The organism is Aureimonas sp. N4, from assembly GCF_001463925.1.
Classification (GTDB): Bacteria; Pseudomonadota; Alphaproteobacteria; order Rhizobiales; family Rhizobiaceae; genus Aureimonas; species Aureimonas ureilytica_A.
In genome coordinates this window covers 1-25293 of record NZ_BBWS01000012.1, presented here as the reverse complement: position 1 = coordinate 25293, position 25293 = coordinate 1, and the positions used below count along the sequence as shown (strand labels likewise).

Genomic DNA, 25293 nt, shown 5'->3' with positions numbered 1-25293 from the left:
GCGAAGGCTCAAAGTCCTCCCCAAGGCCGCGCCGTCGTCAGGCCGCGACGGAAACCGAGTGCGAGTTGTGATCCACGCTTCCGTCATCGCAGGGAAGGCGGATCGAAACGGCCGTTCCCTCGCCGACAGACGAGACGATGCGCATGGAGCCGCCCTGCATCTCGACCAGCGAGCGCGCGATCGCAAGGCCGAGACCGGTGCCCTTGTGGGTGCGCGTCAGCTCGTTTTCCACCTGCTCGAACGGTCGGCCCAGGCTGCGCAACGCCGCGCGGGGAATGCCGATGCCATTGTCGGCGATCGTCACCGTGACGTGGCCCCGGTACATCCTGGCGCGAACCCGCACCTCGCCGCCCGCGCCCGTGAACTTCACGGCATTGGCGATCAGGTTGAGAAGGATCTGCTTGGTGGCGCGTCGGTCCCCGGTGAGAACGAGATGCTCCGGGCTTTCCACCTTGAGATTGAGATTCTTCGAGCCGGCCTGAACTTCCACGATCTTGGTGGCTTCAGCGAGAATGGCCTGGAAGTCCACCTGCTCCTTCAACAGCACCATGCGCCCGGCTTCGATCTTCGACATGTCCAGAATATCGTTGATCAGCTTCAGGAGGTAATGACCGCTCTGGTGAATGTCGGCCGCATATTCGGTGTATTTGGCGTTGCCGATCGGCCCGAAGCTTTCCTCGTGCATGATCTCGGAAAAGCCGATGATGGCGTTGAGCGGCGTGCGCAGCTCGTGGCTCATATTGGCGAGGAAGGTCGTCTTCGCCTGGTTGGCGCTTTCGGCGCGATCCTTCTCGATCATGTATTTGTGGTTCAGCTCGGCCAGCTCGCGCGCCTTGGTCTCGGCGTCGCGCCGCGAAGCGGAGAGGTCGTTGATCGTCGCCATGAGACGGCGCTCTGAATCGCTGAGGCGCTCCTGATGAACCTTGAGCTGCGTCACATCCGTGCCGATGGCGACATGGCTGCCGTCGGGCATGGTGCGCTCCGAAATCTGGAGCCAGCGCCCATCGGCCAGAAGCGTTTCCGAGGCCCGCTCGCCCTGCACGAAGGTCGAGCTCGTCAGCTTGCGCTCGGCGATCGGCTTGCGCCCCTTGGCGCGAACCGCCTCGAAGGACGTGCCGATCTGAACGTCGGCGTCGGTCAGGCCGAAGACTTCCTGATATTTCGAGTTGCACAGGACGAGACGGTCGTCCGCATCCCAGAGAACGAAGGTCTCCGAAATATTCTCGATGGCGTTCTGGAGGCGCGTGTTGGCCTCGTCGGTCATACGCGCGAGCAGCTGATTCTCGCTGACATCGACCGCGACGCCGATCAGATGAATCTCGTTGTCCGGCGTGCGGACCACCTCGGCGCGGGCGCGCAGCCAGAGGAACTGCCCGTCGGCGCGGCGCATTCGGAACGAGCGCTCGAAATGGCCGACCGAGCCCGACGCGATCTGCCGGGCGAATTCGAAAAAGGAGCCATCCTCGGGGTGGAGGAGCTCGGCGACCTCGGAAAAGGCCAGCACGTCTTCGCGCGGCGTCATGCCGAGGATTTCATACATGGAGCGGGACCAATACATGCGCCCGCGCGCCAGATCCCAGTCCCACAGGCCGCATCGGCCGCGCGACAGGGCGGTCTCCACGCGTCGATGCTGGTCGAACAACATACGGTCCGCCACGCCCGCGCGCATGGCCTGCCGGTAATAGGCGAGCAGGATGGCGAGGAAGACGAGACAGGTCAGGCAGAACAGCGTGACCGACAGCGAAGCGGAGCGGCGCCATTCGGAGTAGAGCTGGCTGTCGAGACGAATGAACACGGCGCTGCCGAGCTGGTCCGTCAGATGCGCCGCCGTGGCGCGCCCCTTGGTGCCCGCGAGCGTCACAGGCATCACGCCCGCGCGCTCCCCGAAGACGCTGAGCGGCTGACTGCCGTCCAGGACGGTGTCGAGGCTCTGCCCGATCATCTCCTCTTGGCCGAAGGTGGCCGCAAGGATGCGACCCTGCCGGTCGGTGATCAGGGCGACGAGGCCATCATCCTTGAGGAAAAGGGGCAAGGCGGCCGCCAGAAGCTGAACCGCCCGCTGGCGCGGCTCCGTCGTCTCCGACTCTAGCCCGGCATCTTCGGCGCGCATCAGGCTGGCCACGACGCGCAGCTCGTTGGCCGCGCGCGCTTGAATGGCATCCCGCGCCTCGACCAGCGACAGGATGCTCGCCAGTGCGACGGCGACCAGAAACGCGACCACGCAGTAGGGAATGAGAGTGCGCATGACGGGCTCGTACTCGCCGAGCCGCTCGCGCAGGGTCTGAAGAGAAGGGGTTGCAACCTTTAACGACAAGATCCGAAGCCACCCCGAAATTCGGGACGAATCGGCTCCTGCCGGTACGCTGGAAGCGTCCGACATCATTCAACGACCCCTCGTCCGTCGACCTTGAATCCGGGCTCCGCCAGCCCGACTCACGGGTCAATCAAACAGAGCGCGACTCGCTTGTCCAGCGTCGGCGAACGCAAACAGAGAGGCCGAAGCAAGCCTCAAATCTTGCTGTTGCGGGCTGCACACAGGGTTTTCACAAGATTTCCTTCGAACGCAGTTAACAAATCGTGAACATCGAAACGGCAAGGCCCGGAACGCTGATTTTGTTCACGAAAACGGCAAAACGCCGCACGGCACAATGGCGGCGCGGCGTTCTGAGAAAGTGCTGCGGTGATCAGCCGAGCGTGCGTGTCAGAATGTCCGACAGGTCGCGCGACAGGTCGCTCCGGCTGGCGAGGTCGCGCAGGGCGGCCTCGGCTGCCGCGCGGCGGGGCGCGTCGAAGGAGCGCCAGGAGCGGAAGGCCGTGGCAAGACGGGCCGCCGTCTGTGGGTTGAGCCGATCCAGCTCGCCCAGTTGCTCGGCCACCCAGCGATAGCCCGCGCCATCGGCGCGATTGAACCCGCGCTGGTTGCCGCTCGCAAAGCCCCCGATCAGAGCGCGCGCGCGGTTCGGATTGCCGAGCGTGAACTTGGGATGCTGGCGCAGCCGTTCCATCGCTTCGACGCTGCCGTCGCTCGGTGCGGTCGCCTGCAGGGTGAACCACTTGTCGAGCACCAGCGCATCACTCTCGAAGCGCCGATAAAAGGCGTCGAGGGCGGACTGCGTCTCGTCGCTGCCGGGGAATAGCTGCACCAGCGCACTGATGGCCGACAGCCGGTCGGTCATGTTGCTCGCCTGTTCAAACTCCGCAAAGAGAGGCGCAGCCGATGTCTGCGCGATGGCGACCGCCGGCAGGAGCGCGGCGCGAAGGGCGCGCCGGCCTGCGCTGGCCGCATCCGCGCTGAAGGGCGCGGAGCCATCCGATAGCGACGCGCGCAACCGCTCGAACTCAGGCCCACCGGCCTCCGCTAAAGCCCGCAGCGCCCCGCGCCGGGCGCGGTGGATGGCTTCGGGGTCGATCTCGCTGCCGATCAGGCGCGCGATTTCGGGCTCGCCCGGCAGGGTCACCATCAGCGCCCGCAAGGCGGGCTCCAACGCTTGCTCGGACGCCGAGCGGCACAGAGCCGCGATCACGGCCGGATCATAAGTGGCCCCGCGCCCTTCGGTCTCGCTCAGCGACGCGCTGCGCAGCATGTCGCCCGTGAGATCGGTCAACGCCCGCCAGCGACCGAACGGATTGGGGTCGAGCGCGGCCAGCGCCAACCGGGCCTCGCGCGGCTGGTCGTGGCGCAGGGTCACGGGAGCCGAGAAGTCGCGCAGGATCGAAACCAGCGGGCGCTCGCCGCCGACCTCGAACACGAGTTCCGCCCGGCTCGTCGTCAGGTGAATGACGTCGCCCTCGATCTCGGCTTCGCCGGCCACCGGCTCGATCGCCAAATCCTCGCCCGCTCGGCTCACCAGTCCGAAGCGGATCGGCATATGGAACGGGTGCGTGCCGGTGCCCGCCGCGCCCTTGGCGAGGTCCTGCTCCAGGATCAGCGTCAGTTGGCCGCCGTCATATTGCTCTGTGACCGTCAGCGTCGGCGTGCCGGCCTGATGATACCAAAGGGCGAATTGCGAGAGGTCAGTGTCGCCGGCTTCCTCGAAGCAGCGCAGGAAATCCTCGATCGTCGCCGCTTCGCCGTCATGGCGCTCGAAATAGAGATCCATGCCGGAGCGGAAATTCTCGGCGCCGAGGATCGTTTCGATCATGCGCACCAGCTCTGCGCCCTTCTCGTAGACGGTCGCCGTGTAGAAATTGTTGATCTCACGGTAGCGCGTCGGGCGCACGGGATGCTGAAGCGGCCCCTGGTCCTCGGGGAATTGCTGCGCTTTCAAGCCGTGGACGGAACTGATGCGCTTGACCGGGCGCGAGCGCTCGTCGGCCGAGAATTCCTGGTCGCGATAAACGGTCAGGCCCTCTTTCAGGCAGAGCTGGAACCAGTCGCGGCAGGTGATGCGATTGCCCGTCCAGTTGTGGAAATATTCGTGCGCGATCACCGTTTCGACACCGGCATAGTCGCCATCGGTCGCGGTGTCGGGGTCGAGCAGCACGTATTTATGGTTGAAGACGTTGAGACCCTTGTTCTCCATCGCCCCCATGTTGAAGTCGGAGATGGCGACGATGTTGAACACGTCGAGATCGTATTCGCGCCCGAAGCGCCGCTCGTCCCAGACCATGGAGCGCTTCAGCGCGTCCATCGCGTAGGTCGCCCGGTGGCTCAGACCCTTCTCCGTGAAGATGACGAGGGTGACGTCCCGTCCGCTGGCGGTGGTGAAGCGGTCCTCCAGCAGGTCCAGATCGCCGGCGACCAGCGCGAAGAGATAGGAGGGCTTGGGGTGCGGATCGTCCCAGACGGCGAAATGCCGGCCACCGTCCAGTTCGCCCGACTCCATCGGATTGCCATTGGCCAGGAGCACCGGCGCGCTCGCGCGATCGGCCTCGAGCCGCACGCGATAGGTCGCGAGCACGTCCGGTCGGTCCAAGAAATAGGTGATGCGGCGAAAGCCCTCCGCCTCGCATTGCGTGCACCAGACGCCGTTGGAGCGGTAGAGGCCCATCAGCTGCGTGTTGGTTTCAGGTGAAAGCCGGGTCTCGACCCGCAGCACGAAGCGCCCGCGACCCGGCAGGCCGCGCACCGTGAGCTGATCGGGGCTCGCGTCGAACTGCTCGTCCGTGACCGGCTCGCCGTTCAGATGGAGGCCGGTCAGCACCAGCTCGTCGCCATCCAGCACAAGCGGCGCCGTCTCGGAGGTCTCGGGCCGGCGTTCCAACGTGATGTCGGTGACGACCTCCGCCGCGCCTTCCATGAGCCGCACCAGCATCTCGACATGATGGATCGCGAAATCGGTCGGCCGATAGTCTTCGAGGCGAATGATATGTCCGTCGTCGGTCCGCAGCATGGGAGGTCTCGCCTTTCGGAAGAGTCGTTCCCGCTGGGATAGCGCCCTATCGGCCTCTTTGCCAACCTGGCGCTTGGCCGACATCGCGCTTGAGCAGCATCGCGCTTGGGCAGCATCGCGCTTGGGCAGCATCGCGCTTGGGCGTTCACGCACTATGTCGAAGGCGAACGCAAGTTGCCTCGCGATATAACGTTCCCGCCTCGACGCGCCGGGGCGACTTGCCTATCACCCCCTTTATCCGGGCCGTCGCCCAGTTTGCGTCGCGGGCGGCCGGCCGCTCCGCCTGATGGGTCTCAAGGCTCGCGGGCGACAAGCCGAAGCATGATCCGATGAGTTCTCCCCCCGCCGCGCCCGTCCACCAGCCCATGATCGGCATTGGGCTGAAGGTTCTGTCCGTCATCATCTTCGTGGGGATGCAGACCGCGCTGAAGACGCTGGGCGAGACCATTCCGGCGGGCCAGCTCGTGTTCTTCCGCTCGTTCTTTGCGCTAGTGCCCGTCGTGATCTATCTCGCCTATCTCGGCGAATTCCGCACGGCGCTGCGCACGGACGATATCGGGGGCCATTTCCTGCGCGGCATCATCGGCGTCACCTCCATGGGGCTCGGCTTCTTCGCCCTGTCGCGGCTGCCCTATCCCGAATGGATCGCCATTTCCTATGCCTCGCCCTTGCTGACGGTGATCTTCGCGGCACTGTTCCTGAAGGAAACGGTGCGCGCCTATCGCTGGGCGGCGGTGCTGGTCGGGTTGTTCGGCATTCTGGTGGTGGCCGCGCCCAATTTCACGCTGACGGCCGAGCACGCCGACCCCGATCGCGCCTATGGCATTCTGGCCTCGATCGGCGGCGCAGCCTTCGCGGCCATCGCGATGATCCAAGTGCGCCGTCTCGTGCGCAAGGAGCGCACGCCCACCATCGTCGTCTATTTCTCGCTGACCTCCAGCCTCGTCGCCCTGTCGACCATTGTCTTCGGCTGGGTCTGGCCGAACCCGGCGCAGCTCGCCGCGCTGGTGATTTCCGGCCTGTGCGGCGGTGTCGCCCAGCTTCTGCTGACGGCCTGCTATCGCTACGCCGACACGTCCACCATCGCGCCCTTCGAATACACGTCCATGCTTCTGGCTATCGCGATCGGCGTCCAGTTCTTCGGCGAGACCATCCAGGCGACGACGCTGATCGGCGCGGCCATCGTCATCGGCTCGGGCGTCTTCATCATCTATCGCGAGCACCGGCTCGGGATCGAACGGGGCAAGGCGCGCCGCGTGTCCTCGCCGCAGGGTTGAACCTTAGAACCGGGGACAGAACCCTTCGGGTCGGCCGACCGGGTCTTGTTCCCGCCGGACATCGTTGCCGGTGCTCGTCCATGCGCTGCATGGCCTGCGCCCGGCGCCTCACCGGCAGAAACAATCCCTCGATCGTCCTCCGCCGGAGGGTTCTGTCCCCGGTTCTTAGAGCCCGTCCGAAAAGTCCACCGGGTCAGCTCGGCGGCGCTTTCCGGACCGCCTCTTACTCTCCCGCAGCGTTCGCTTCCGCGCGCGGGTCGAGTTCGAAGGACGCCGGCGTCTGCGTGCGGGCGAAGGGGACGGACTGGAAGTCGTCGCGATCCTCGGCCGGCACTGCCTGACGGCGCGCCATGCGGTAGGCCGCATAGGCGGCGAGTGCCAGATGCGCGCCGCCCGTCGCCACGAAGATGCCGGTCGGGCCGCCGCGCTCCATCAGCCAAGCCGCGAGCATCGGCCCGCCCATCGTGCCGAACCCGTAGAGAATGAGCAGCCCGCCCGAAATCTTCACGAAATCGGCCGGCTCGGCGAAGTCATTGGCATGGGCGACCGCCAGCGAATAGGCGGGATAGATCACGCCGCCGATCACGAAGGCGATGGCGAAGAGGCCGAGCGTGTTGCCGGACCAGCCGACAAGCGCGAAAGCCGCCGCGCCCATGCCGATCAGCCCGGCCAGAACCATCACGGCGCGCCGGTCGATCCGATCCGACAGGCGGCCGAGCGGTACTTGCAGAACCGCCCCGCCGGCCATGGTGGAAACGAGAAGCGTCGAGATTTCGGCGGTGGACAGGCCGATCTTCTGGCCGAACACGGGGGCCATGTTGGTCCAGGCGCCCGAGAGAATGCCGGACGCGAAGACGCCCATCACGGCGGCCGGCGAGTTGCGATAGATCGCGGCGAGATCAAGCCGCACCTGCGTCAGTGGCTTGGGGCTTTCAGCGCGCGACAGCGCTGTCGGAATGACCGCGAGCGCATAAAGGATAGCACAGATCATGAAGCCGGCCGCGAGTTCTGGCCGGGCGATCGGCATGGCGAACTGGCCGCCGATCATCGCCGCCATGGAGATCACCATGTAGAGCGAGAAGATGCGCCCGCGCGTTTCGTTGGTCACGCGCTCGTTCAGCCAGCTTTCGATGACCATGTAGGCGCCCGCCAGCGCGAAGCCGGCCAGACCCCGCGCCAGAATCCAGGCGACCGGGTGCACGATCAGCCCATTCAGCAAAACCGAGATCGCCAGCAGCGCGGCGAGCGAGGAAAAGGTGCGCACATGCCCGGCCGAGCGCACGATGGCCGGCATGACGACGCAGCCGATCGTGAAAAGCACGGCATAACCCGTGCCCATCAAGCCGATCTCATAGGGGCTCCAGCCCTCGATCGCCGCGCGCACGGGCAGGAGGATGCCTTGCAGCCCTGCGCCCGCCATCAGGAAGAAGGTGGAGAGAAGCAGCGAGACGATCGGCAGGATGTCGGCGCGCATGGGGCAATTCCAGGCTGAAGCGTAGGGCTTTCTGGAAGTAGCGCAGTCCGCGCTGCGGCGCACCCAAATTGACGACGGATCGTGTCGGCTGGCCGATAGAGACCTCAGCCCTTGGCGTCGAGCGCCTGTTTCAGCGTCAGCAGATCGCGCCAGGCCAGACGCTTCTGGCTGGGCTGGCGCAGGAGATAGGCGGGGTGCAGCATGGCCATGGTCGGCAGCGCCGCGCCGTTCGGCAGCGTCACGCTGGACCAGCGCCCGCGAAGCCGCATGATGCCTTCGTCGGTGCGCAGCAGCGCCTTGGCAGAGGGCGAGCCGAGACAGACGAGCACGCGCGGATTCACCAGCTCGATATGGCGCAGCGTGAAGGGCAGGCAGGTCTCGGTCTCGGCCGGGGTCGGTGTGCGGTTGCCGGGCGGGCGCCAGGGCACGGTGTTGGTGACGCGCACGTCCTCGCGCTTCAGCCCGATCGAGCCGAGCATCCGGTCGAGCAACTGGCCCGAGCGCCCCACGAAGGGCTCGCCCGCCAGATCTTCGTCGCGCCCCGGCGCTTCGCCCACGAACATCAGATCGGCCGTTTCCGAGCCGTTGCCAAACACGAGATTCTTGGCCGTCGCCTTGAGGCCGCAGCCTGTGAAATCGGCGAGAAGCACTTGAAGCTCCGCGAGCGAGCCCGCGCGCGCCGCTTGCTCCCGCGCTTCGGTCGCCAGCGCCTCGTCGGAGCGCAGCGCGATGGCCGGCGCGGGGCGGGGAGGAGGCGCGAGAATCGTGCTGCGTCGCTCGGGGAAGGTGCCGGGCGAGGCGGCTGTCTGTGCGGCGGCAGGGCCGGAAGCCGGGCGGCTTCCTTTGCGCCGCTCGGTTTCGGCTTCGGTTTCCGCAAACCGATCGCGCGGCGCTTCGCCGACGAACGTTTGAATGCCGGCGCGCGCGTACCAGTCGAGAAGGGCGCTCAGCGCCTCTCCCATCCGTTCCCCTGCGTCTGGCTGAGCCCTCGTCATGTGCCTCGTCTTACCGGATCGGGCCCGACCCGCAAACCGCTGGATGACCCCGGCGCGCCTTGCGTCATAAACCCGTGTGTCTTGCTACATCGGGAAGACATGCTCATGAAGATTCCGTTAGAAGCATTTCAGGAAACGTCAAAAATGCTGCGGAGGTCCTGATGACGGAGAGCGAAACCTTGCCCGAGCGGGAATCGATGGAGTTCGACGTCGTGATCGTGGGCGCGGGTCCGGCCGGTTTGTCGGCGGCGATCCGGCTGAAGCAGGTCAATCCCGACGTCTCCGTCGTTGTGCTCGAAAAGGGCTCCGAGGTCGGCGCGCATATCCTGTCCGGCTGCGTGCTCGATCCCTCCTCGCTCGACAAGCTCCTGCCCGAATGGCGGCAGGAAGACACGCCGATTCGCCAGCCCGTCACCGAGGATCGGTTCTATCTCTACGGCTCGCACGGCGCGGTGCGCCTGCCCAATGCCCTGATGCCCAAGCTCATGAGCAATCACGGCAATTACGTCGTCTCGCTCGGCCTCGTCTGCAAATGGCTGGCCGAGAAGGCCGAAGGGCTCGGCGTCGAAATCTATCCGGGCTTTGCGGCCGGCGAACTCCTGACCGACGATCAGGACCGCGTCATCGGCGTCGCCACCGGCGACATGGGCATCGAGCGCTCGGGCGAACCGGGGCCGAATTTCCAGCGCGGCATGGCCCTGATGGGCAAATATGTGCTGATCGGGGAGGGTGTGCGCGGCTCGCTCGCCAAGCAGCTGATCCGCCACCATGGGCTGGACGTGAACCGCGAGCCGCAGAAGTTCGGCCTCGGCATCAAGGAGCTCTGGCAGATCGACCCGGCGAAAGCCAAGCCCGGCCTGATCCAGCATTCCTTCGGCTGGCCGCTGGATATGGCCACGGGCGGCGGCTCGTTCCTGTATCACCTCGAAAACAATCAGGTCTATGTCGGCTTCGTCACGCACCTGAACTACAAGAACCCCTATCTCAGCCCCTTCGAGGAGTTCCAGCGCTTCAAGACGCATCCCGATATCGCCGAGCTGCTGCAGGGCGGCAAGCGCCTCGCCTATGGCGCACGCGCGATCACGGAAGGGGGCTATCAGTCGGTGCCGAACCTGGTCTTCCCCGGCGGCGCGCTGATCGGCTGTTCGGCGGGCCTCGTCAACGTCCCGCGCATCAAGGGTGTTCACAACGCCATCTCGTCGGGAATGCAGGCCGCCGAGGCTGCGGCGAAGGCGATTGCGGACGGGCGCTCGGCCGATCTTCTGAAGGATTACGAGAACGGCTGGCGCGCCTCGCCCATCGGGCAGGACCTCTATCGCGTGCGCAACGTCAAGCCACTCTGGTCCCGCTTCGGCACGGGGCTGGGCGTCGCGCTCGGCGCGCTCGACATGTGGACCAACCAGCTTCTCGGCCTGTCCTTCTTCGGCACGATGCCGCATGGCAAGACGGACGCCGAGTCCACCGAGCCGGCGGACCAGCACACGCCGATCGTCTACCCCAAGCCCGATGGCGTTCTGACCTTCGACCGAACGTCCTCGGTCTTCCTGTCCAACACCAATCACGAGGAGGACCAGCCGGTCCATCTTCGGGTGAAGGATATGGGCCTGCAGAAAAGTTCGGAGCACGATCGCTATGCCGGGCTCAGCCAGCGCTACTGCCCGGCGGCGGTCTATGAGTGGGACGAGACCAACCCGGCCGATCCGCGCTACGTCATCAACGCGCAGAACTGCGTCCACTGCAAGACCTGCGACATCAAGGACCCGAACGGCAACATCACCTGGGTGCCGCCGCAGGGCGGCGAGGGGCCGGTCTACGGGACGATGTGACCGGCCAGTCCACCGTCCTCACTCGGCGGCTGGCAGGGCCTCGCCAAAAGCCTGGACGGGCGTATCCGTCCCGATCATGCCCTCGAAGGCGCGCAGACGCTTGAAGATCGAGAGAAGCTCCACGATCGTGGTCCAGCTCGTCACCAGATATTGGAACGAGCTGCGCACCTGTTCGAACGCGTTGAGGATCTGATTCATGACGCCGAGCGTGATCGCCCCGGCCGCGATCGTGGGGGCCAGAACGAGATAGGGGAAGATCACGTCGGCTTGCAGGTAGAAGATGCGGGCGACGTTAAAATACATGTAGTGAAAGTAGAGGCGGAAATAGTTCTGTCGGACATCGGCGAACAGCGCCTGCACCGTTGGCGGCTGGGCACGGTCGGCCCGATCTTCGCCGATGACGAGTTCCTTGCGATAGGCGGCCTCGACCTTCTGATTGCTGAATTCGAGACCCGGTAGCTTGACGCCGACCAGCGCCAGAAAGCTCGTCCCGAACAGGGACCAGAGCAGCGCCGCGATCACCAGCGCGTGCGGCACTTCGCCGACGAGAGGCAAGGAGCGGATCGCCGAGGACAGACCGAGCAGGATCGGCAGGAACGCGACCAGCGTCAGCACGGCCTGGATCAGGCTGACGCCGAGCCCTTCCACGGTCGTGGCAAAGCGCATCGTGTCTTCCTGGATGCGCTGCGAAGCGCCTTCCACACCGCGCAGCGCCGACCAGTACGCCATGTAGAATTCGTTCATCGCCTGCCGCCAGCGGAACACGTAATGGCTGACGAAGAAGCTCGTGAGAACGCCGACCGAGACGGCGACGAGCGCCAGCCCGCCGAAGGTCAGGAAGCTACGATAGATGTCGCCCGTCGTGACCGGATGCTCATGCGAGAGCGCGGCCTGAATGAGGTCGTAAAATGGCCCATACCACGTGTTGACGGCGACCGAGATCTGCACCTGGAAGTAGGTTAGGAAGAGGATGAGCGCCGAGCCGAGAATCGACCAGCGCGCCCAGGGATGCGGCGCGATGCGCTGCCAGACGCTGGCGAACAGCGACACGCAGGCCGCGAAATAAAGGTAGAACCACAAAAAGAGGGGTGACCAGAAGGCCGAGATGCCGACGGTTTCCCCGCCTTCGCCAAAGCCCAGATGATGCCCGAACGGGCGCGCGGCCGCATACCAGAAGGCGGCGCAGGCCAGCGTCCAAAGAAGGGCCGAGCCGAAGAACAGGCGGGGGCGGGGAAAGAAGGATACGAACATCGACGCGAAGCTCCCATGGCGCGCCGATTGTTCGCAGATCACGCGCCCGAGAGCCCGTTAAGCTTCTGTCATGACAGGAAATTCATGTTGGCTCGCGCGAGCGCGTCAGGCCCCGCCGCGCGGCGATGGGGTGCCGAGCGCGGCCGTGGTCGGCTCGGCGGCGCTTCGCGGGGGAGGCGGCTCGCTGGGGCGCACGGAAAAGCGCAGGAGAACCGGGAGATGGTCCGAACTCGTGCGCGCCAGGGTCTCGACCGCTTCCACCATGATATCGGGCGACACCATGAGCTGGTCGATCGGCAGGCCGAGCCAGCGCGGCCAGAAGGCAGGAAACTGGATGGTCAGCCAGGTGGGGCCGATCCCGTCCACGATGCGAAGTCCGGCGGCATTCGCCACCGTCTTCACGGCCGCGCTCCAGGGGGCGGCGTTGAAATCGCCGCCCAGAAGCGCCGGACGATCGCCCGCGGGCAGGCTGGGGCTCATGTCATTGATCTGCGTCCAATGGTGCTTCGGCCAAGGCCAGTCGAGATGCAGCGCCGTGACGGCGACGTTTCGGCCGTTGAGGTCCACACCTTGGGTCACACGCCCGTTGCGGGGCTGGCACAGGGCCTCTCCCAGGAAGGGTCGGCGCGAGAGGATGGCGACGCCGTCGCGGTCGTTTTCGAGGCCGCAATAGGTCTGAAAGGGATAGCGCTCGGAAATGACCTCGAACAGCGCGCGCCACTCGTCCGTCACCTCTTCGAGCGTCACCACGTCGGGCCGCGTTTCGGCGATGCGCCGGATCGCCTCGGCCTTGTCGCCGGCATCGTAAAGAAGGTTCATCTGAAGCAGCGTGTAGCTCGGCTGCCCCGTCGGCGCCGTCGCCTCATCCTGCGGCAGAAGCATGGGCAATGTGGTCGCCAGCCCCAGGGCGGCGAAGCCGAACGCTAGGGCGCCAGCCAGATGCGCGCGCACCGGAATGGCGACAAGCGCCACCAGGACGAGCGCCAGCGCGAGCGTCAGCCGGAAATGGCTGACGCTATCGAAAGGATGGAAGGCCGCGCCGAAGAAGCCCGCAGCGATGCAGGCGCTGCCGGCGAGCGCCGCGAAGGTGAGGGCCATGCGGCCCCAGATCAGAAGGCCCATGATCTTACTGGAAGGCCGTCTCGAAGAAGGAGCGCAGCTTGCGTGAATGCAGCGCCTCGTGCGGCATGTCGGCGAGGCTCTGCATGGTGCGAATGCCGATCTCCAGATGCTGCGAGACCTGCCGCTTGTAGAACTCGGTCGCCATGCCTGGCAGCTTCAATTCGCCATGCAGCGGCTTGTCGGACACGCACAGAAGCGTGCCATAGGGCACGCGGAAGCGGTATCCGTTGGCCGCGATCGTGGCCGATTCCATGTCGAGCGCGATGGCGCGAGACTGCGACAGGCGCTGCACCGGCCCCGTCTGATCGCGAAGCTCCCAGTTGCGATTGTCGATCGTGGCGACCGTTCCCGTGCGCATGATGCGCTTCAGGTCGTAACCTTCGAGGCCCGTGACATCGGCCACCGCCTTTTCGAGCGCCACCTGCACTTCCGCCAGCGGCGGGATCGGCACCCAGACCGGCAGATCCGCGTCGAGCACATGGTCTTCGCGCACATAGGCGTGGGCGAGCACATAGTCGCCGAGCGCCTGCGTGTTGCGAAGGCCGGCACAATGGCCGAGCATCAGCCAGGCATGGGGCCGCAACACGGCCACGTGGTCGGTGATCGTCTTGGCATTGCTCGGGCCGACGCCGATATTGACCATGGTGATGCCGCTGCCGTCCGGCCGCGTCAGGTGATAGGCCGGCATCTGCGGCATCCGCACCGGAGCGACGCCGCTTTCGGGCTCCGCAGTGCCCGAGCGGGTCACGATATTGCCCGGTTCGACGAAACTGTCATAGCCGCGCCCGCCCGCGTCCATCAGCCGGCGCGCCATGATGCAGAACTCGTCCACATAGAACTGGTAGTTCGTGAACAGGACGAAGTTCTGGAAATGGCGCGGACTGGTGGCGGTATAATGCGCCAGACGCATCAGCGAGTAATCGACGCGCTGCGCCGTGAAAGGCGCGAGCGGCAGAGGCTCGCCCGGCTGCGGCTCGAAATTGCCGTTGACGATCCGGTCGTCGGTCGCGGCGAGATCGGGCACGTCGAAAATATCGCGCAGCGGCTTGTCGAGCTTCTCGGCCAGAACGCCGTCGACATAGGTGCCTTCGGGCAGGGCGAAATGGATCGGAATGGGCGTCTGCGACGGTCCGACCAGAATCGGCTGGCCGTGGTTCTTCAAAAGCTGTTCCAGCTGCTCGATTAGATAGTGGTCGAACAGGTCGGGCCGGGTGACCGTCGTCGCGTAGGTGCCGGGTCCCGGCACGAAGCCGAAGGACATGCGCGAGTCGATCCGGGCATGGCCGACCGTCTGGAGGGAGACTTCGGGATAGAAGGCGCGGAAGCGGCGCGAGGTGTCGCCGGTTTGAAGCACCTCGTCGAACCGATCGCACAGAAACTCGACCGACCGGCGGTAAAGCCGCGTCAGTTCGGCGACCGCCTGTTCGGCATCCAGAAAGGGGCGCGCCTCGTCACGAGGGGGCATGATGAAGGACGACATGGGCGAACTCGTGAGTGGCTCGGTCATGGCTTCTCATAGCCGAGCGAACGAGGCACGGGAATGAGCCCGCTCACCGAAAATCCGTGTCCGCCGGGGAGGGAGATCAGTCGGCTGCGTGTTTGCCGCAGACCATGCCGCGGTCGAGGCAGCCCGCGCTGGCCACGCCAATGCCGGGAATGTGCTGCTTGGATTCCACCAGCTCCGAAAAGCCGAAGGCAAAGAGCGCCAGAAGGCTGCATAGCACGGCAAGACGAACGGGCATGGTGCCTCCCCAGGATCAGACGCCGATTCTGCCTGACGAAGCTGAACCCGAACTGGCGGCGGAGTTCAGACTGCGTTCACACTCAGCCTCCGGGGACGGCTGCGGCCGGAAATGAGAAGGTCTTGTCGGCCACGCCCTGAGCTTCCTACATCAGGGTCCCAGACATGGTTGGAGCCCCAGCGCGATGAAGCAGCAGACCAAGCCGATCGAACTCCATTACTGGCCGACCCCCAATGGCTGGAAAATCTCCATCATGCTGGAGGAACTGGGCGTCCCCTACGAGCTGAAGCTCGTCAACATCGGCGCGGGCGATCAGTTCAAGCCAGAATTCCTCGCGATCTCGCCCAACAATCGGATGCCGGCCATTGTCGATCCCGAGGGGCCAGGCGGGGAGCCGATCTCGGTTTTCGAGTCGGGCGCGATCCTGCAATATCTCGGTCGAAAGTTCGGCCGCTTCTATCCGAGTGACGAGCGCGCTCGTGTCGCGGTGGAGGAATGGCTGTTCTGGCAGGTCGGCGGCCTCGGACCCATGGCCGGACAAGCCCATCACTTCCGGCAATATGCGCCCGAAAAGATCGCCTATGGGATCGATCGCTACACGAACGAGGTCAACCGCCTGTACGGCGTCATGAACAAGCGCCTCGCCGGGCGGGATTTTCTGGCCGGTGACTACTCGATCGCGGACATGGCCTGCATCGGCTGGATCGTTCCTCATGCCAATCAGGGCCAATCGCTCGACGACTTCCCGCATCTGAAGGCGTGGTTCGAGCGGATGAAGGCGCGGCCTGCGGTGGAGCGGGGCTTGGCGGTCGGTAAGGAGGAGCGCGAAAAGCTCAACTTGGCGCAGGATAAGGCAGCGCAAGGCGTTCTGTTCGGTCAGAAGGCGCGATAGGCGCGTCGCTCGCGAGGCGGGTGTCGAACCTGCCTCGCTTTTCCAATCGGCATGACGGCCAGTCGACACCGATTCGCGGCGATGGCGTAGATGGGCGACCCGGGCGAGTCGCTCTACCCGTTTCGCTCGACCGCGTAGGGTCGTGTTGAAGTAGGGTCGTATTGGAACAGCATGATTTCAGGCGGCTGGCTGATCGACGAGCCGGCATTCCGAACTCCGGTTCCACACCCCGACCCATCTGCTTTTCGACTTCCGCGAGATGGGAAGAAGCGGGACGACCATCTGGCTTTCCCTTCGACGGCTTGATCGCGCGACGAAGGAAATGGGGCCAGTTTCCCCACCCCCCATCCCAAATAAAGGGGCCTATCAGCCCCCGCGATGGCGGCTCCAGGTCTGGGATCGGCAGAAGATGCGAGCAACGCAGCCTGTGAGCACGAGCTTGTCGCCTTTCACCTCGGCGCGGCCATCGTAGCTCTTGCCGTCGCGCGGGTCGATCACCGTGCCGGTATAGGTCGGTGCTCCGCCATCCATCCGTCCCACGGATCGGCCCTGATAGCGTCCGGTTTCGACACGCGAGCAGAAGCTCGCCCCGCATCGTGAATAGGTGACCGTTTCCCCATTCGATAGACGCCACGTGCCGAGAATCGGCTCGGCCATGGCTGGAAGCGCCATGAAGGGCGAGGCGAGACAGGCGAGGAAGAATAGCTTGGGCATCGAAAATCCTGCAGGACGCAGTGAGTTCAGATGAGCCAGAGTGGTGAGGCTTCAAGGGGAACGGAGCGCGTTCGCAGGAAACGATAACGGGAATCGATGCATCGCGAGGCGCAGCCGGTGCAAAGCGCATCCCAACGACGAAAGCCGTTCCACTCGCGCGGAACGGCTCCATGCTTGGCCGATGGGTGGACGAAACTCCAACGGCCCTGATGCGACTTGCTGGAGGGCAGGTCATGTAGGTGCCGGCGGGCCGGCGAAACCTGCGGGCCGGAGCCCGCAGGAACTTGGTCGGATTAGAAGTTGCGCTGCAGGCGCAGGAAGCCCGACGTCTGGTGGACGTCGCCGACCGGAGCCGCGAAGTCGACGTTCTTGTACGAGACTTCGGCCAGAGCCGCGAAGTTGTTGGTGATCGCGTAGCCGACGTTGCCGACCGCTGCCCAGTACTCGCCGTCGCCGATGAACGTGCGGCCGTTGACCGGGGACACGAGGCGCATGTCGAAGGTCTTGCCGTACTGGCCGGAGACCGCGAGGCCGACCTTGCCGAACTTCTGCGCGTAGCCTGCACCGGCAGCCCACTCGAGGATGATCGGCGTGCCAGCGTTGGTCAGCTGGTTGCTGGACAGCGTGCTGACCGTGTTGACCGTGGTGATGCCGGCATAGATCGTGGGATCGAAGGCGTAGTGACCCTCGATCTTCAGCTGCGAGTCAGCTGCGATCAGATTCTTGAGGAGGACGCCGCCCTTCAGAGCGAAGGCGTCGTTGTTGCCGTCGCGCAGCAGCGTCGGGAAGTTGCCGACCAAAGCGATCGGAACGCCGTTGATCGTGACGGTATTCGTGATGCCGCTCACGTTGTTCGCGTTGAAGGTCTCGTCATAGACGGCCGAGAGGTAAGCACCGCCCCAGGCGCCCGAGTAGACCAGCTTGGCATGGACGTCGGGAACGATGTCGCCGGTGCGGTCGTCTTCGAGGCCGAGCGTGGCCGAGAAGCCGTTCGCCGCGAAGGTGTAGGAGATCTGGTTGGTGCCGAAGTCGCCGACGACGAGGTCGGTGTCGGTGAGCAGGCCGTCTTCTAGACCGCCGACGCCCGAGGTCCAGAGCGAGTCGCGGTAACCGACGAGCAGGCCGCCGAGCTGGATGTAGGCCTGATCCATCACGTAGCTCGCGCCGAGCGCGGAGTCGGGCTGAGCGATCGTGTTGTTGGTGGCCTGGACGCGAGCGAAGGCGCGCAGGGTGCCGAGTTCGGTCTCTTCGCGAGCGTCGAAGTTCAGACGGGCGCGAACCGCGCTGCCGGCCTGGTAGTCGTCGCCTTCCAGGTTGCGAGCAGGCTTGCCCGCAACGTTGTACTGGAAGCGGACATAGCCGCCGACGCTGAGGCAGGTCTCGGTGCCGGGGATGTAGTAGAAACCCTTGCCGTAGACGTCGCAAACGCGGACGTAATCGACCGGCTCAGGCTCGGCGACGACGACAGCGTCAGCAGCACGGGCGCCGGTGATAGCTACGAAGGCCGCAGCGGAGCCAAGAAGAAGGCTCTTGATGTTCATGTTCTTTTCTCCAGTCAACATTCGGATCGAGCTTCTAGCGAGCTCGTTCGGTTCGTTGGCGAAAGCCTGCGGCAGCGACGAGGCCCTCGCGAACTCGTTTAACATGAACGTTTCTACGGAGAAGACTCATTTCACCGCAATCCAGCCACAAAACAGCTAGCCGAAGAGACGAGTTGTAGCTTTGCATCACAACATAAGGCTGAATGACAATGGTTCTATTGTCAAAAATCGTCGGCGCTTGTCATACATCTGTCGCAAGCGCAAACGGGTCGGCTTTATCAGCTTTGTTCTGGCGATGCGGCATCGTAATTCTATATTATAATAATGACTGACAAAAGCTGTTGCCGGGGAAGCGCGTTCGATGCGGTTCCGCTTGCCTCGAGGCCATGTCGCAAGACGTCAGCGACGATGCGCTCTTCGAGCCATGCCGAACGCCGTTGCGATCAGGAAAAGGGGGGTAAGCGCGTCGATCGCGTCGCACATCTCGCCCGGGCTGCGATTGCCGATATCGGCATGCCGGATCGACCGTCGGAGATGTCCCGTCCCTGACCGGGAAGTTGCAGCTGAAAGGGGGTGAAGTCGCGGATCTCGAACTGCCGCTGTGGCTTCACCGGCAGCCCGCAGGAATCTGTCGCATAGCAACCCGTTAGGGTTTTCAGATTCTTCCAGGCAACTTAATTCGAATTATCCAAGTATTTTAGAAGCTCGTTCAATCGCCGCTGCCATCCTTTCCCTACGAACCCACGAGGTCGGGCGATCAACACAGGAAGAGATCGATGGCACGCTTTGAACTTCACGACGCGAATTTCGGTACGGCGATGGGCGAAAGCCTGTCCTTGGGTGATACGTTGTTTGCCATGGGCCTGCGTCTGGCCGGCGATGCCGCGCAAGTCGTGTCCGCGCATATGTATTTCAATCTGGCCGACCGTATGGGTGTCGAAGGCGCGGCCTTTCACCGTCAGGATATGACCGCTCAGATGACCAAGGCGCAGATCTCGCGTGCCCAACGCGCCGCCCGCGAATGGCTGGCCCGCAATTGAGGCCAGCTTGGAAGGCGTTGAGCACGGCCCTCGCATGAGTTGCCTTTGATCAACCCGCTTGGGCGATCGCGTGCCTGAGGGCCGTGCCAAACAAATCGAGGTCTTCGTCTCGTCCGACTGTCACGCGGATCATGCGATCCAGCGGAGCGACGCCGGGCATGCGGATGAAGACATTCTGCGCCAGCACGAGTTCCAGAATGCGCCGTGCATAGGCGCCATCTCGCCCGCAATCGATCGCGACGAAATTCGTTGCCGAGGGTAAGGGGCGAAGGCTCGCATCCCGCGCGATCGCGGCCAGCCGCTCACGCGCCGCCTCGATGCGCGCAATGGTTTGCCGAAGATAGGCTTGGTCCGCCAAGGCCGCCACCGCGCCGGCCTGCGCAATGCGCGACAGGCCGAAATGATTGCGCACCTTATCGAACTGCTTGACGACATCCGGCGCGCCGATCGCATAGGCGACGCGCACGCCCGCCATGCCATAGGCCTTGGAAAAGGTCCGAAAGCGCAACACGTTCGGCCGCAGCGGCTGGAGCGGGGGCAGTGCGGAGGCGGGCGCCAAATCGCTATAGGCTTCGTCGAGAACCAGAAGCGTTCCGTGCGGCACCGCGTCCATCAAGCGCTCGACCGAGGCGGAATCGTGCCAGCTCCCGGTCGGATTGTCCGGGTTGGCGAAATAAACGAGCTTGGGCACCGTCAGCCGCATCCGCTCGATCAAGGCGTCGATGTCTTCCCGGTCTTCGCGATAGGGCACGAAATCGAGATGCCCGCCATGTCCCGTCACATGATAATTGAAGGTCGGATAGGCGCCCAAGGACGTGACGACCTGATCGCCGGGGTCGAGGGTCAGTTGGGCGAGAAGGCCGAACAACCCGTCGATGCCCTCGCCCGCGACGAAGCAAGCGCTTTCCAACCCATGATGCGCCGCCAGCGCCGCTTTCAGTTCGAAATGCTCGGGGTCGCCATAGGCCCAGCTTTCCCGTGCGGCCTCGCCCATCGCGTCGAGGACGCGAGGCGAAGGGCCGAACACACTTTCATTGGCGCCAAGGCGCGCCGCAAAGCGCACACCGAGCCGGCGCTCGAGCGCTTCCGGGCCGACAAAGGGAACCGTCGCGGGAAGGGCCTGCGTGCGCGGTGTGAACGGCATAGAGGAGAGTCCTTATTTATAGGCGACGACACAACGGGGGCGGGAGGCGTCCTCGGCGGCGGCGAGACTCCTTCTTAAAGGCCAGACTCGGTGAATGGGAAGCAGAGGATTCGGACGCCGTTTCGAGGCGCGCCGGCGTGTCTCGACTGCGATTCGGGGGGACTCAGGGTCCTCTCGATCCTCGAATGGGGATGAACCTTTCGCAGGGCTCCCCTCTTTGCGGTCGGACTTCGAGTTGAGCACGAGATGGTACTGGCATCGCCAGGGAGCCTTTTGAGCGTCAACCGCTTCGGCTGCTTTGATGCATCGAAAGGGGAAAAATCCAGTGAATTGAGGGGCTTGGCGACGAGACCGGTCCTGGGTTGATCGTGTCGAAAAGGACGCGAGCAAGAAGGCGGCTCGTCACAAAACCGTTGCTCGCCCGCCACAAGCATGACGAGGACGTGTCACCCAAGCCTCACTGTGTCCTTTCTGCAATTGCGCATCGCAGCCTCGTGAAACATCTTAGGGACAGAAAGAGCGGGGGACGACCCGAGTTTTCTGAAGGGTATGGGGCAGGGAAGGCTGTCCTTCGAAGCACAAGCCCAACCCTATCTCATAACTTGACTGGAGGTCAGGACATGAACATCAAGAGCCTTCTTCTCGGCTCCGCAGCGGCCTTCGTGGCCATCACCGGTGCTCGCGCGGCTGACGCTGTCGTCGTCGCTGAACCTGAGCCGGTCGATTACGTCCGCGTTTGCGACGTCTACGGCAAGGGCTTCTACTACATCCCCGGCACCGAGACCTGCCTCAGCATCGGCGGTTACGTCCGCTTCCAGTACAATGTTGCGGGCGATCCGGCTCGCAACCTGGAAGGCGACGACTACCAGGCCGGTAGCTCGGTCCGCGCCCGTCTGAACTTCGACGCTCGCGAAGAGACCGAACTCGGCACCCTGCGCGCCTTCGCTCGCGTCCAGGCCCAGAACAACACCATTTCGCAGCCCGACTCCGCGCTCGGCGCGAGCTACGTGATGGACCAGGCTTACGTCCAGCTCGGCGGCCTGCTCGTCGGTTACCGCGACTCGCTCTGGACCTCGGGCGTCGGCGGTCTGGAAGACGGCCTGCTGACCGACACCGACCTCGTCGTCGGTGACATCAACACCAACCAGATTTCGTACACCTTCGCGGCGAACGGCTTCTCGGCCACGCTCGGCCTCGAAGACGACCGCACCGGCGACATCGTTCCCGACGTCCATGCCAAGCTGGTCTACTCGGGCGCCTGGGGCGGTGCTTACCTCTCGGCCGTCTATGACGAGACCTACAACCAGAATGATCTGCCGGGCACAGTCACAATCAATGGTGTGAACGTTTCGCTCGCCGGCAACTACCCGTTCTCTGCGTCGGGCTATCCGACACTCCTGCAGGACGGCAACAACGACGCCTTCGCTCTGAAGGGCGGCGTGCTCCTGAAGAACCTCATCGCTCCTGAGTCGCAGCTGAAGATCGAAGGTCACTACGCCTTCGATCCGACGATCTACGCCGCTCTGACGGGCATCGACACGGTCAGCACCCTGTCGAACTCGCAGTTCACCAACGCTGGCATTCCGCTCGTTCTTGAATGGGCCGCGGGTGCTGGCTACGCGCAGGCGTTCGGCAAGCTCGGCATCGCGGTCTCCGGCCAGTACGGCAAGACCTTTGACGCGCGGCTGTTCAACACCCGCACGGGTCTGACCACGGTTCGTGACGGCGAGTACTGGGCGGCTGTGGCCAACGTCGGCTACCAGATCACCAACAACTTCGCGACGCTCGGCGAAGTCTCCTACAAGAACGTCGATTTCGGCGGTCCGGTCGGCGACCTCGACCAGGTCTCGGGCTTCATCCGCCTGCAGCGCGACTTCTAATCCGATCGAAAGATGGGATGGCGAAAGGCCCGGCGAAAGCCGGGCCTTTTGGCGTTCTGACATAGCCATCACGGATCGGGCGAAACGGCAGGCCTCCGCGGCGTCCCCCTTTGAGAACCAACCATCCGGTCTGCTTCGCGCGCGACACGCCATCGGCTTTTTCAGCAGATGGGCGGCGCCCACCGGACCTGCGACACGAGCGCCCACCTCGTGTTCCAAGCGGGGGAGGGCACCCGAGCGGCCATGCGTCTGGTGGCGCGAAGACGCGCCGCGCCCTTCGGTCTTTGCCGGAAGAGGATCCTTGGGTGTTGAGGGACGGTCCCGTATCGTCGGGTCGGGAGACGTGGCACAAAAAAGCCGGGTCCGAGCTTTCGCCCGTCCCGGCTGAAGAGAAGCGGCCTTCTCGGGAGAAGTCAGTCTTCCAACAGGATCGTGTCGCCGACTTCGATGCCGAAGCCGGTGAGGCCGACATAGTCTCGCTCCTTGGACGACATAACGCCGATGGAGAGGACGCCGAGATCGCGCAGGATCTGCGCGCCGACGCCGACTTCACGCCAGCGCTGGGTGCGGGCCCGCGCGCTCGCATGTTTTTCGCCATCGGCGACGCCAGCGGCATTGGGCTCGATTCGCGCATCCGACTCCGTTTCGAACTCGTCCACATTGGCGGTGCGCAAGAGCATCAGAATGCCGTGGCCCTCGCGGCGAATGGGCTCCAAGGCCGCGTCGACCCAGGATTTGCGACCCGTGCCGCGCGAAAACAAATCGACCACCGGCTGTTCGCGGTGAATGCGGGTCGGAACGTTCCGCTCACCCCGCACGTCGCCGAACACCACGACGACATGCTGGATCGTGTCGAACGGCGTCTGATAGATCTTCACGCGGCCCTTGAGCCCGCCGATCGTCATGTCCTCTTCCCGCACGCTGGTCACGAAGCTTTCGCGCCGGATGCGGTAGGAAATGAGATCCTCGATGGAGACGATGCGAAGATTGTGCTCCTTGGCGAAGACCAGCAACTCGGGCAGGCGCTTGACCGTGCCGTCGTCGTTCACGACCTCGGCCAGAATGCCGGCCGGGGCAAGGCCGGCCAGCTTGGCGAGATCGACGCCGGCTTCCGTATGGCCCGAGCGCGTGAGAACACCGCCTTCGCGCGCGATCAGCGGGAACATGTGGCCGGGGCGGATGAAGTCGCCGCCGACGGCGTTGTCATTGACGAGGGCGCGGGCCGTGTTGGCGCGCTCCTCGCCCGAGATGCCCGTCGTCATGCCGACCTTGTAGTCCACCGACACGGTGAAGGCCGTGCGCATCGGATCGAGATTGTTGGCGACCATCGGCGGAAGGTTGAGCTGGGCCGCGCGCTCGCCGGTCATGGGAACGCAGAGAATGCCGCTCGTGTGGCGGATCATGAAGGCCATCTTCTCGGGCGTCGCCTTGGCGGCCGCCATGATCAGATCGCCTTCGTTCTCGCGATCCGTGTCATCGACCACCACGACGAGTTCGCCCGCCGCGATGGCCTTGATGGCGTCTTCGATTCGATCCAACTGCATGGCGACATCCTCCTGTTGCCTCGGCATTAAGCCGAGGCGGAGGCGCGATCAACTGGAACGGTGTGTTCGATACTCCGTGACAGCGACAGGGCCGCTATCCGCGACCCCGATAGCTTGGCGCGCCCTGGTCGGGCAGGAAAATGCCGGCGGGCGGAACGCCCGTCTGCCAGAACACGTCGATCGGAATGCCGCCGCGCGGATACCAATAGCCGCCGATTCGAAGCCAGAGCGGCTGGGTCGCTTCCACGATGCGCTGCCCGATCATGACCGTGCAGTCCTCGTGGAAGGCGCCGTGGTTGCGGAAGCTGGTGAGAAACAGCTTCAGCGACTTGGATTCTACCAGTCGCTCATCGGGAACATAGTCGATCACGATATGCGCGAAATCCGGCTGGCCCGTCACCGGGCACAGCGAGGTGAATTCAGGACAGGTGAAGCGCACGACGGCGGCCGGGTCGGTCCGCCTCGCGAAGGGCACCGTTTCGAGAACGGCCTCTTCTGGGCTGGCGGCAGGGCGCGTGTCTCGGCCGAGCTGGGTCAGCTCTGTGGTCAAGGTGTGGTTCCTTCAACAGGAAGATGGGAGCAGAAGCTCGACAACGATTGGACATGGCAGGCGACGTCTTCCCAGCCGTGGTAGATCATACGAAGCGCCACGAAGAAGATGACCGCCAGGCCGATCCAGGCGATCCAACGGTACTTATGGAGAAGATTGGCGATCAATGTGGCGGCCGCGCCCATGAGGACGACAGAAATCAGAAGGCCGATCACCAGAACGGTCAGATGGTCGCGCGCCGCGCCGGCGACCGCCAGAACATTGTCGAGCGACATGGACACGTCGGCGATGATGATCTGGAACAGGGCCTGACCGAAGGTCTTGTGCGTCTTGCTGGCTTCCGCGATGGCGTTGGCCTCGTCTTCCGCACTCGCGCTCTCGCGAATCTCGCGGAACATCTTCCAGCAGACCCACAGCAGTAGGATACCGCCCGCGAGCGTCAGGCCGATGATCGCCAGAAGCTGCACGGCGACCAGCGCGAAAAGAATGCGCAGAACCACCGCGCCGGCGATGCCGAGGAAGATCACCTTCCTGCGGATGGCGGGATCGACGCCCGCTGCCGCAAGGCCGACCACGACGGCATTGTCGCCCGCCAGCACGATGTCGATGAAGAGCACCTGAAGAAGTGCTGCCAGTTCGGCGGAGAGAAAGTCGCTCACGAGACCTGCTTATGGTTTGGGAAGAATCTACATGGGTCTTCGTTCAGTTCTGCGTGAAAGTCGATGACAAATTTGCCAGCCCCGCGTGACGTCGGCTTCGCCGTCAAGCTGTTATGACGTTGATCCGACGGGACGGGCACGGGCATAACTTCGCTCACGCAAAGGCGAGCCCCTGCTATGATGACGAACTCGTGAAGACGAGCTTGTTCTCCTGCACTGTCTCTTACCGCTGGAGGTTTGATCTTGGCCGAAAGTTTCCGAACCATTTCCCTGCTGGCGTGGCGGGATGGGGGCTTCGTGCCCATGGAG

At 64.3% G+C, this 25293-nt stretch carries 19 protein-coding genes; 5 read left to right on the top strand and 14 right to left on the bottom strand.

Translation table 11 applies throughout. The annotated features are described in order from the left end of the window. Positions 1-37 precede the first annotated feature (37 nt). Together AUL28_RS04145 and pepN are read right to left on the bottom strand one after the other, a co-directional pair. A complete protein-coding gene (locus AUL28_RS04145) occupies positions 38-2245 on the bottom strand; it encodes a PAS domain-containing sensor histidine kinase (protein ID WP_244493407.1) in 2208 nt (735 codons plus the stop codon). Positions 2246-2684: 439 nt separating this feature from the next. Further along, the gene (pepN, locus tag AUL28_RS04140; RefSeq protein WP_062230771.1) at positions 2685-5333 is read right to left on the bottom strand and encodes an aminopeptidase N; all 2649 of its coding nucleotides are present in this window, start codon (positions 5331-5333) and stop codon (positions 2685-2687) included. 329 nt (positions 5334-5662) lie between these two features. Here pepN and AUL28_RS04135 point away from each other — a divergent pair, with 329 nt between their 5' ends. Then, positions 5663-6610 carry a DMT family transporter gene (locus tag AUL28_RS04135; RefSeq protein ID WP_062230770.1) on the top strand — a complete coding sequence of 316 codons (948 nt, stop codon included), beginning with the start codon at positions 5663-5665 and terminating at the stop codon, positions 6608-6610. Between the two features lie 223 nt (positions 6611-6833). On the opposite strand, the gene AUL28_RS04130 is transcribed toward AUL28_RS04135, so the two are convergent. Together AUL28_RS04130 and AUL28_RS04125 are read right to left on the bottom strand one after the other, a co-directional pair. Then, the gene (locus AUL28_RS04130) at positions 6834-8084 is read right to left on the bottom strand and encodes an MFS transporter (protein ID WP_062216968.1); all 1251 of its coding nucleotides are present in this window, start codon (positions 8082-8084) and stop codon (positions 6834-6836) included. Between the two features lie 104 nt (positions 8085-8188). Further along, complete coding sequence (locus AUL28_RS04125) at positions 8189-9046, bottom strand: uracil-DNA glycosylase (RefSeq protein ID WP_062230769.1); 858 nt, start codon at positions 9044-9046, stop codon at positions 8189-8191. 194 nt (positions 9047-9240) lie between these two features. On the opposite strand from AUL28_RS04125, the gene AUL28_RS04120 reads away from it, so the two are divergent. Further along, entirely contained in the window at positions 9241-10905 is a 1665-nt protein-coding gene (locus AUL28_RS04120; protein ID WP_062230768.1) for an electron transfer flavoprotein-ubiquinone oxidoreductase, read from the top strand. A gap of 18 nt (positions 10906-10923) precedes the next feature. Here AUL28_RS04120 and sbmA read toward each other — a convergent pair whose 3' ends face one another. The 4 genes from sbmA to AUL28_RS22520 form a co-directional block, all read right to left on the bottom strand. After that, positions 10924-12156 (bottom strand): peptide antibiotic transporter SbmA, encoded by a 1233-nt coding sequence (sbmA, locus tag AUL28_RS04115; RefSeq protein WP_062230767.1) that lies wholly within the window; start codon positions 12154-12156, stop codon positions 10924-10926. Positions 12157-12261: 105 nt separating this feature from the next. Further along, on the bottom strand, positions 12262-13278 hold the full coding sequence (locus AUL28_RS04110) for an endonuclease/exonuclease/phosphatase family protein (protein WP_062230766.1): 1017 nt from the start codon (positions 13276-13278) through the stop codon (positions 12262-12264). A 4-nt stretch (positions 13279-13282) separates the two neighbouring features. Further along, entirely contained in the window at positions 13283-14785 is a 1503-nt protein-coding gene (locus AUL28_RS04105) for an AMP nucleosidase (RefSeq protein WP_062230765.1), read from the bottom strand. A gap of 76 nt (positions 14786-14861) precedes the next feature. Beyond that, positions 14862-15020, bottom strand: a complete 159-nt coding sequence (locus AUL28_RS22520) for a hypothetical protein (RefSeq protein ID WP_156418213.1) — start codon at positions 15018-15020, stop codon at positions 14862-14864. 184 nt (positions 15021-15204) lie between these two features. Between AUL28_RS22520 and AUL28_RS04100 the strand changes: the two genes are divergently transcribed. Then, positions 15205-15912 carry a glutathione S-transferase family protein gene (locus AUL28_RS04100; RefSeq protein WP_062230764.1) on the top strand — a complete coding sequence of 236 codons (708 nt, stop codon included), beginning with the start codon at positions 15205-15207 and terminating at the stop codon, positions 15910-15912. A 366-nt stretch (positions 15913-16278) separates the two neighbouring features. On the opposite strand, the gene AUL28_RS04095 is transcribed toward AUL28_RS04100, so the two are convergent. Together AUL28_RS04095 and AUL28_RS04090 are read right to left on the bottom strand one after the other, a co-directional pair. Beyond that, on the bottom strand, positions 16279-16626 hold the full coding sequence (locus AUL28_RS04095; protein WP_058636468.1) for a DUF2147 domain-containing protein: 348 nt from the start codon (positions 16624-16626) through the stop codon (positions 16279-16281). A 293-nt stretch (positions 16627-16919) separates the two neighbouring features. Then, a complete protein-coding gene (locus AUL28_RS04090; protein ID WP_058636467.1) occupies positions 16920-18167 on the bottom strand; it encodes a porin in 1248 nt (415 codons plus the stop codon). A 776-nt stretch (positions 18168-18943) separates the two neighbouring features. Between AUL28_RS04090 and AUL28_RS04085 the strand changes: the two genes are divergently transcribed. Continuing rightward, positions 18944-19207, top strand: coding sequence for a hypothetical protein (locus tag AUL28_RS04085; protein ID WP_062230763.1), 264 nt, complete (start codon positions 18944-18946; stop codon positions 19205-19207). Positions 19208-19256: 49 nt separating this feature from the next. On the opposite strand, the gene AUL28_RS04080 is transcribed toward AUL28_RS04085, so the two are convergent. Continuing rightward, the gene (locus AUL28_RS04080; protein ID WP_062230762.1) at positions 19257-20351 is read right to left on the bottom strand and encodes a pyridoxal phosphate-dependent aminotransferase; all 1095 of its coding nucleotides are present in this window, start codon (positions 20349-20351) and stop codon (positions 19257-19259) included. A gap of 620 nt (positions 20352-20971) precedes the next feature. On the opposite strand from AUL28_RS04080, the gene AUL28_RS04075 reads away from it, so the two are divergent. Next, positions 20972-22231, top strand: coding sequence for a porin (locus AUL28_RS04075; protein ID WP_062216943.1), 1260 nt, complete (start codon positions 20972-20974; stop codon positions 22229-22231). A gap of 413 nt (positions 22232-22644) precedes the next feature. On the opposite strand, the gene ribB is transcribed toward AUL28_RS04075, so the two are convergent. The 3 genes from ribB to AUL28_RS04060 all read right to left on the bottom strand — a co-directional run bounded on the left by ribB (position 22645) and on the right by AUL28_RS04060 (position 24984). Further along, entirely contained in the window at positions 22645-23775 is a 1131-nt protein-coding gene (gene ribB, locus AUL28_RS04070; RefSeq protein ID WP_058600685.1) for a 3,4-dihydroxy-2-butanone-4-phosphate synthase, read from the bottom strand. Between the two features lie 94 nt (positions 23776-23869). Next, complete coding sequence (gene queF / locus AUL28_RS04065) at positions 23870-24325, bottom strand: preQ(1) synthase (RefSeq protein WP_062230761.1); 456 nt, start codon at positions 24323-24325, stop codon at positions 23870-23872. Continuing rightward, positions 24322-24984, bottom strand: coding sequence for a TerC family protein (locus tag AUL28_RS04060; RefSeq protein WP_062230760.1), 663 nt, complete (start codon positions 24982-24984; stop codon positions 24322-24324). The genes queF and AUL28_RS04060 overlap by 4 nt, the downstream gene beginning before the upstream one ends. Between the last annotated feature and the right edge of the window lie 309 nt (positions 24985-25293).